Below are 6,548 nucleotides of genomic sequence, written 5' to 3'. Positions count from 1 at the left end.
TTAAGTAACTGCGCAGTTTATGGACAAACAGCACTGAGTAAAGTGATTGTATTATCCTTCTATTCCCAATCTGTCAAAAATATAATCAACATTTTTCAAATGATACGTATGGTCGAAACAGTCCTCAATCTCTTTATTGGTCAAATTTTCTTGAACAATTTTATTGTGTTCTAATAATTGTTTGAAGTGCGTTTCTGTCTCCCAAGCTTCCATTGCAAGTGGTTGGACAACTCCATATGCTGCTTCTCTAGACAATCCTTTATCAATTAACGCAAGCAACACTCGTTGTGAAAAAATAACTCCGAATGTTTTATCGATATTCCGTTTCATATTCTGTGGATAAACAGTCAAGTTTTTCACAACATTTGTAAATCTGTTTATCATATAATTTAGTGCGATCGTTGCATCAGGTATGATGACACGTTCTGCAGATGAATGTGAAATATCGCGCTCATGCCATAAGGAAACATTTTCGTATGCTGTAACCATATACCCTCTTACAACGCGTGCCATCCCACTCATATTTTCTGAAGCAATTGGATTACGCTTATGTGGCATTGCCGATGATCCAGTTTGTCCTTTTTGGAAAAATTCTTCGACTTCCCGAGTTTCTGTTTTTTGTAAACTGCGAATTTCAGTTGCAAATTTTTCAATCGATGTAGCAATTAATGCTAGTACTGACATGTACGCTGCATGACGATCACGTTGCAATGTCTGAGTAGATAATGGTGCAGGTGATAAACCTAAATTTTTACAAACATAATCTTCAACATATGGATCAATATTCGCATATGTTCCAACTGCACCTGAAAGTTTTCCAAACTCAACTCGAGCTGCCGCTTCATTAAAACGTTCTAAATTTCGCTTCATTTCTTCATGCCAAAGTGCAAGTTTTAATCCGAATGTTGTCGGTTCGGCGTGAACCCCATGCGTTCTACCCATCATTACTGTATGTTTATGTTCGATTGCTTTTTCTTTTAATACGTCCATAAAACGTTCAAGATCTGCGCGAATAATCGTATTCGCTTGTTTTAACAGATATGAAAGTGCTGTATCCACTACATCTGTTGACGTGAGTCCATAATGTACCCATTTTCGTTCTTCCCCAAGCGATTCAGATACTGTTCTAGTAAACGCAACAACATCATGGCGAGTTTCTTGTTCTATTTCATAAATTCGCTCCACAGTAAAAGCAGCCTTTTTCCTTATTTTCCCGGCATCTTCTTTTGGAATAACCCCTAATTCCGCCCATGCTTCACATGCTAAAATTTCTACTTCAAGCCAAGCATTATATTTATTTTCTTCTGTCCAAATCGTACCCATTTCTTCTCGGGTATATCGGTCTATCATGTAAGACCCTCCTCATAGGCGCGTTTATAACTTTCAAGTTCATCTAACTCATGGGCGATAAATGTAACATGTCCCATCTTTCGTTTTTCTTTTGCCTCCGCTTTTCCGTATAAGTGAACATACGCTTCTGGTAGCTGACTAAGTGCTCGGAGTGCTTTTGGCATATCTTCTCCTAGCACATTCATCATCATCGCGTTTTGATGGAAGATAATCTCAGGAAGAGGCAATCCACAGATTGCACGAATATGCTGACTAAATTGCGATACATTGCAAGCCTCAATCGTATAATGCCCTGAATTATGTGGGCGTGGTGCCATTTCATTAATAAAAATTTCTTCGCCTTTTACGAACATTTCGATCGCAAAAGTTCCAACAATATTTATTTTTTCTGCTAGTAAAGTCGCTGCTTCTCTCGCTTTTTGACTTAAAGCATCCGAAATTCTTGCAGGAGCAATTGTTTCATATAAAATATGGTCTTTATGATCATTTTCAGAAATAGGGAAAAAGGTGATTTCTCCTGACTGACTTCTAGTAAAAACAGTTGATATTTCTTTATCGAACGTTATCCACTGTTCGATAATAAACGTACCACCTTGATCGGCAAATTGGATTGCCGCCTCTTTATCTTGTTCCGTTTCTATCTTTAATTGCCCTTTCCCGTCATAACCACCACGACATGTTTTTATTACGGCTGGTAAGGTTATTTCTTTAAGTGCTGCTTCACATTCAGATCCATTGTGAACGATTGAAAATTTTGGGACAGGGAGTCCTGCTTCTTTCATTATATTTTTCTCTTTCTCCCTATTTTGTGTAACTTCTAGTGCAAAAGCTCCTTGGGGAAGTTTACCTGCTTCTTCTATATAAGTCGCAGCATCTAAATCGACATTTTCAAATTCATATGTGATGACATCACTTTTTACCGTCAATTGTTTAATTGCTTCCATGTCATCATACGGTGCAACTATTTGACCATCTGCTACTTGAGCAGTCGGACAATTGGGAGTTGGATCCAAGACAATGACATTATACCCCATATATTTAGCTTCAATTGCCATCATCCGGCCAAGTTGCCCGCCTCCAATAATTCCGATCGTTTGAGGAGGCAAAATTTTTAAAATAGACTTATTTGTTTGCAAGATTTTCCCTCATTTCATTGACTTTTTCTTTCATTTTCTTTCGATAATTATCTAATTTGACCGCAGTATTTGTATCAAACAGACTAATGATTTGAGCGGCATAAATCCCGGCATTTGTCGCACCCGCTTTTCCGATCGCCATCGTTGCAGTTGGAACTCCACCAGGCATTTGCACGATAGATAGCAAGGAATCCATTCCTCCTAATGCTTTCGTTTGTACAGGAACCCCTATCACCGGCAGGGTCGTTTGCGCCGCAACCATCCCAGGTAAATGTGCAGCCCCTCCTGCACCCGCAATAATCACTTTCAGCCCTTTTTCTCTAGCAATTTTCGCATATTCAAACATGTCATCTGGCGTCCGATGAGCAGAGACAATTTCCTTTTCGTAATCTACCCCTAACTCATCTAAAACGTCACAAGCATGTTTCATTGTTTCCCAATCTGAAATACTACCCATTATAATGCCAACCTGAGCCATTCATACGCACTCCAATTCTCATTTTTATTAGTGTATGTAATTGTCAAAAATCAACTAAATTATCTTAAAAAATGTAAAAAAGTCTATTCCACTCCTATGCGTATAGGAGAAGATGAATAGACTTGCTTGTAATCAATCATAAAAAAGAGATAGTTTTCTCATTTTCACCACATCATCCTCCCCCATAGTCGTAGCATTTACGGTGCAAACGTAGAAACTTTCGAGCCATATTCTCAAAATTATATGGGGAATCTATATGTTTTTTATGCGTTACTTACTTGTTTAAGTATAACAAACTGGCAATTTATTCGTCAATTAAATTACGAACATTTTATTATAATTTAGACTTAATGTTCGGCTTCTGTGCACGTGGTTTCGTTAAATGACTTGCTGGAAGTTGGTCATCAATGAATTCCTCAACAACCTCATCATCTTCCATTATTTTTTCAGTTGGAACGACATCTTTTAAGACCTGCTCTTTCGCCTTGCCATTTTGCATCAAATTTCTTCTGACTTGTTTCACCCAAAATCCACCTTGAATATGTTTTGGTTCATAAGCGACCATAAAAGCCCGTGGATCGATTTCTGTAATAAGTTGATATAACCTTAGTTCCTGTTTTCTTGGTGTTAATATTTGCATAGACAAACGATCCCCTTCCATTCCGGAAGATGTCCAACTCGTTACGCCGAACCCTTCTTCTCTCAGTCGATCGGTAAAATTTAATGTAGGATTTGATGAAATGACATTAACGGTTATATACCCTAAAGCTAACCGTTCCTCTATAATAGAACCAGTAATAATTCCGAGTGCAAAACCAACTGCATAAGCAATAATATTTTGAATGCCATCCAGATTATCTAGTACAATACTTAACCCCAAAATATAAACGATAACTTCAAGTGTACTTACAATTGCTGCTAAATAGCGACGACCCTTTAATGTTAAAATCATTCGTAGCGTCGAAAATGTAACATAAACGATATTGATCACTAAGATTATCGCAACGATGGCGTAAGCATTATTTAACAAGATGTTCCCTCCCGAATCTTTCTTAACTAATATCAAACTTAATGTATTCGTTATCTGTCGTAGAAAGAACAGCAATTAACGGGGAAATTTGGTTTTAATTTCTCATTCCTTATTCGGACCATATACACGTTTTTCTATGGATGACTCTTGCCCACGTAATCTTTTTTGTAAAGACTTTTTCCAATTCGGTGCTAGTGCTGAACAAGATGCCAACTCATAAGCTAGATTTAAATCTGATTTTTTCACATACATTATTTCGTTACAAGCAGCTACAGACCACTGTGGGTATGGTCTTTCAATAAGCTCTAACTCAACTCCTGCTTCCACATAGCCTTCTTGTAGTACGCGGTAATACCAACCAGTTTTTCCGGTCTCCTGGATACGTAGAGCAAAATCAAGCACTTTAAATCTCCGGGCTGGCTTCCAACAAGGCCTACGTGGTTGTGAAACCTGAATGATTGCTTCACCAAATCGATATGTATCGCCAATATATACAGTAAATTCATCAGCCGCTTCTATTACAAGGTTTTCTCCCATGGCACCCGCCTCAATTTCAATGTCTAGTTTTTGCTGCCAATATGGATAGTGTAACTCGGGATAAGCGAATAATGCCTTTTCAGGACCACCATGAACTTTCTTATCAGCTACTTCATCTGATGCTAAACCTAATTTGGAAAGCCAGATTTTTCCTTTTCTCTCTTGTTTAAATATCCCACTTTCCCACTGTCGTTCAAATGGACTTTTTGCATCCTTCTTGCCCATTTGTTTTACTTTACCCGTACGAAGTTGATTTATAAACGGAAAATTCATTTGCGCTCCTTCTTTCATAATGTGATATAGTTAAATCGTACTTTGTCTTTCTTATATCTTACTACGTTTCAACATTTGAGAAAAGTCGAGGTGACTAAGATTGTCGAAAAAAGATTCTCTCGTTTCTCTGAAATTACTCATCTTTCATTTTCACGCAACAAACACGATCATTATTAGTTTTTTACCTCTTTATCTAAAATACAAGGGATTGACCGGTACTGAAATCGGTTGGGTGCTAGCGATCGGACCATGCGCCTCGATTATCTCTCAACCATTTTGGGGGTATTTAAGTGATAAGTACAAAACGGTAAAACGAATGCTCATTATATCCGTTATTGGAATGTTACTTGCAAGTGTCACCTTTTTCCAAATGGATCACTTAGTCACTATTTTGCTTTTTGGAGCAATTTTTTACTTTTTCTCCTCTCCTGTAGGTGCACTTAGCGATAGTTTAGCACAACGTAGGGCCATTGATTTAAAAATCTCATTTGGAACAATCCGCATGTGGGGATCTATTGGTTTCGCTCTTTCTTCATTAATAGTCGGGGAAGTTTTAACGAAATTCGGCGTTCAATATATGATCTGGCCATATGTCATAATCGGAACTGTGCTACTCTTAATTACTTTTACAATTCAAGACGTCAAAGCCGATTCAGCGCCAGTACAATTAAAAGAAGTTAAGAATTTAATGATGAACAAATCATTTATTTTATTCCTTATTTTTATGATGTTTATAAGTATCGGTCATCGGGCAAATGATAGTTTTATAGGTATATATATTATGGAACTAGGTGGTAATGAAAGTTTAGTTGGACTTGCATGGTTTGTTGGTGTTATTAGTGAGGGGGTTATTTTTGCCTTTGCAGGATTTTGGTTTCGTAAATACCATCCGATAACTTTCATCGTTTTTGCTGCTTTATTATATAGTTTACGGTGGTTCATTTACGGCACTGCAACTAGCCCTTTACTAATCATTTCCCTACAAGTCTTACACGGCCTTACTTTTGGAACTTTTTACTTAACAGCTTTTGATTATATAACACGAATTATACCAAAACTTTTACAGTCAACTGGCCATCTTATTTTTTATTCCGCCCTATTTGGTGTCTCAGGAATCGTCGGTTCAATGGGAGGCGGAATGATTTTTGAACATTTTAATGGTCAGACATTATATTACATAATGGGCATCCTATCCTTGATCGGTGCAATAAGTTTTATAGGATTTCATTTTGGAATCCATCGTAAACGAGAAGTAAGTATTGAAAAAAGAGATTGAGTAATGTTTAAACGTTCTACTCTAAAAGCTAACGATTATAGATTGAGAAAATTAGAATTTCTTGCAAACGATTAAATCTTACTGCGTAGTTGAAGGATACTGTGACGTAACGATTTATCACCGTTGGGGAAAAGTGACTCTACTCTACCTCCGCTCCGGAATGTGAGTCGATTAACAACATGCAGAGTCCAGATCTAAGAGGTCGAGTCGATCTGCATGACATCGAGTCTTTTTCGAACATGTCGAGTCGATCTGCATGATGGGTAGTTTCGATAATAATCGTAACCGTTTTGGGTGGGAGTGATGGAAAAAGGGCATGTTTCGATCTTAATCGTGACCGTTTTGGGTGGGAGTCATGGAAAACGGGCATGTTTCGGTATGAATCGTGACCGTTTTGAGTGAGGGGCATGGAAAACGGGCATGTTTCGGTATGAATCGTGACCGTTTTGGGGAAGAGTCGTGGAAAAC

At 37.8% G+C, this 6,548-nt stretch carries 6 protein-coding genes and 1 riboswitch; of the genes, 1 reads left to right on the top strand and 5 read right to left on the bottom strand.

Annotated features, from left to right (window positions below):
• Nucleotides 1-51: 51 nt before the first annotated feature.
• From purB to SPD89_RS22160, 5 genes are all read right to left on the bottom strand, one after another.
• Nucleotides 52-1,350 carry an adenylosuccinate lyase gene (gene purB, locus SPD89_RS22180; RefSeq protein WP_336264118.1) on the bottom strand — a complete coding sequence of 433 codons (1,299 nt, stop codon included), beginning with the start codon at nucleotides 1,348-1,350 and terminating at the stop codon, nucleotides 52-54.
• The gene (purK, locus tag SPD89_RS22175; RefSeq protein ID WP_336264116.1) at nucleotides 1,347-2,486 is read right to left on the bottom strand and encodes a 5-(carboxyamino)imidazole ribonucleotide synthase; all 1,140 of its coding nucleotides are present in this window, start codon (nucleotides 2,484-2,486) and stop codon (nucleotides 1,347-1,349) included. Before purK ends, purB begins: the two co-directional genes overlap by 4 nt.
• The gene (purE, locus tag SPD89_RS22170; RefSeq protein WP_336264115.1) at nucleotides 2,473-2,964 is read right to left on the bottom strand and encodes a 5-(carboxyamino)imidazole ribonucleotide mutase; all 492 of its coding nucleotides are present in this window, start codon (nucleotides 2,962-2,964) and stop codon (nucleotides 2,473-2,475) included. The genes purK and purE overlap by 14 nt, the downstream gene beginning before the upstream one ends.
• A gap of 165 nt (nucleotides 2,965-3,129) precedes the next feature.
• A riboswitch (purine riboswitch) is annotated at nucleotides 3,130-3,231 on the bottom strand.
• 67 nt (nucleotides 3,232-3,298) lie between these two features.
• A complete protein-coding gene (locus SPD89_RS22165) occupies nucleotides 3,299-3,994 on the bottom strand; it encodes a DUF2179 domain-containing protein (protein ID WP_336264114.1) in 696 nt (231 codons plus the stop codon).
• Between the two features lie 102 nt (nucleotides 3,995-4,096).
• Nucleotides 4,097-4,804 (bottom strand): MOSC domain-containing protein, encoded by a 708-nt coding sequence (locus tag SPD89_RS22160; RefSeq protein WP_336264113.1) that lies wholly within the window; start codon nucleotides 4,802-4,804, stop codon nucleotides 4,097-4,099.
• A gap of 100 nt (nucleotides 4,805-4,904) precedes the next feature.
• Between SPD89_RS22160 and SPD89_RS22155 the strand changes: the two genes are divergently transcribed.
• Complete coding sequence (locus SPD89_RS22155; RefSeq protein WP_336264112.1) at nucleotides 4,905-6,080, top strand: MFS transporter; 1,176 nt, start codon at nucleotides 4,905-4,907, stop codon at nucleotides 6,078-6,080.
• The last annotated feature ends 468 nt before the right edge of the window (nucleotides 6,081-6,548 follow it).

It is taken from the genome of Pseudogracilibacillus sp. SO30301A (genome assembly GCF_037072025.1).
Lineage (GTDB): Bacteria > Bacillota > Bacilli > Bacillales > Amphibacillaceae > Pseudogracilibacillus.
Note: the sequence above shows the minus strand (reverse complement) of the source record. Positions and strands in the feature narration are given on the sequence as shown.